Source organism: Mitsuaria sp. TWR114 (genome assembly GCF_007997345.1).
The window spans coordinates 1-1,722 of sequence record NZ_VOSR01000753.1; the positions used below are offsets into that span (position 1 = coordinate 1).

Here is a 1,722-nt window from a genome sequence, read left to right on the forward strand (position 1 = left end):
GCATGCTCAAGGCGCTGCGGGACCGCGAGGTCGGACAGGAGATCAATGCCTCGGCGGTGCCGGAGGCGGAACTCGCCGAGGCGGAACCGTTCTTCGACGACGGCCCCGATCGCGAATTGCGCGACTGGGTGCGTCACGGGCTCGCCGCCTTGTCGCTGGAGCAGCGCACGACGGTGGAGCTGGCCTACTGCCAGGGCGAATCCTGCGAGGAGATCGCGCGGATCATGGCCTGCCCCTCGGGCACGGTGAAGGCGCGCCTGGTGCGCGCGCGGGAGAAGCTCAAGGACGTGCTGCCGGCGCTGGCGGAAGCGGCGGTCGGGACGCGCGGCTACTGAGCCGACTGCGCCCGAGGACCGGTCGGGGCCCGCGGTCGACCGCGTCGGCGCGTTCGCTTCGACGCCACCCGCTTCGCGTCCGTCTCGCTGTCGTCATCGCGGTGTGCCTATCGTCATCGCCGGCCGAACCCATCACCCAACAACTCGGCCAGGGAGCTTCCATGACGACCATCCTTGCGTCGACGACACCTCCGGCGAACGGGACGATCCCCGCTCATGCCGACACCGTTTCAGCCGGCACGCCCGCCGACGTCACCGGCGTCATCGCCGACTGGCGCCGCGAGGCCGCGCTGCGGCTGGGCGCCAGCCCCGAAGTCGCGCGGCACTTCGCCGCCACGGGCCTGATCGAGCTCGCCGGGCAGCCGCTGTCGCTGCATCCGCTGCACGACGAACCGACGGGGCCCTGGCTGGCCGTCACGCGCGCCGCGCGTCCGGCCGCGGTCGACGAGGCGGCCTGGTGCGACGCGCTGCTGCTCGCCACCGGGCAGGCGCTGGTCGCCACCCACGCGGCCTTCGGGTTGAACGACGACGGCGAGGCGGTGTTGATCCTGCGCACCGCCGCCGGGCACGCGCATCCCGATCTGCTCGCCGTTGAACTGGCCGGGCTGCTGCAGCTGCGGCAGGCACTGCTCGAGGGCGTGACGGCGCAGGCCGGAGCGGCAGCAGCGGCCGCAACCGCAGCAACGGCCGGGACGGCGGCAACGGCCGGCATGTCCGGAACGACTGAAGCTGCCGCGGGGCCCGCGAATGCGGCACAGCGCCGCGGTGTCGATGCGACCGCTGCGGCCGATGTCGACGCGCCATGCCTGGAAGCGCCCGAGCGCGTGCTCGTGCGCGTGCATGGGGCCTTGCTGCAAGCGGGCCTGCCCGCCGCGGACGCGCTGGCCGGCGCGCGCAGCGGATCGTTCACGCTGGACGGCGTGTCGATCGGCCTGGCCTGCGAAGACGGGACCGACACGCTGGTGCTGGTGTCCGACCTCGGCGCCGAAGCGCTCGACACGCTCGAGCGACGGCGGCTCGCGCTGCAGGCCAACACGACGCTGATGGTCTTCGCCGGCGTCGCCGTGGCCCGCGAGCGCGGCCGCGCCCGCCTGATGTCCCGCTGCCCGGTCGACGGTCGCAGCGCCGCCGATTTCGCCGACGGCTTCGCCGCCTGGTTGCGCGACTTCGCGCGCCTGGCCCGTGCCACATCGACGTCCCGCGACACCGCGGCCGCGCATTGAAGGAGGGAGCCGACATGCCTGCATCCATCACCCCTTCGACATCCAACCGCATCGAATCGTTCCGCCTGCCCGCCGAGGCCGGCACGTCCGTGCCGGGCGCCACAGCGACCGCGGGTACTTCAGGTACAGCAGGTGCAGCAGGTACCGCTGGCTCGACGGGCTCG

The 1,722-nt window shown here is 73.2% G+C and carries 2 protein-coding genes; both read left to right on the forward strand.

Annotated elements, in window-relative coordinates; all coding sequences use genetic code 11:
• The coding region (locus FUT87_RS23670; RefSeq protein ID WP_255511992.1) for a sigma factor-like helix-turn-helix DNA-binding protein at positions 1-335 on the forward strand (335 nt) is incomplete at its 5' end.
• Between the two features lie 161 nt (positions 336-496).
• Positions 497-1,558 carry a hypothetical protein gene (locus FUT87_RS23675; protein ID WP_147242586.1) on the forward strand — a complete coding sequence of 354 codons (1,062 nt, stop codon included), beginning with the start codon at positions 497-499 and terminating at the stop codon, positions 1,556-1,558.
• The last annotated feature ends 164 nt before the right edge of the window (positions 1,559-1,722 follow it).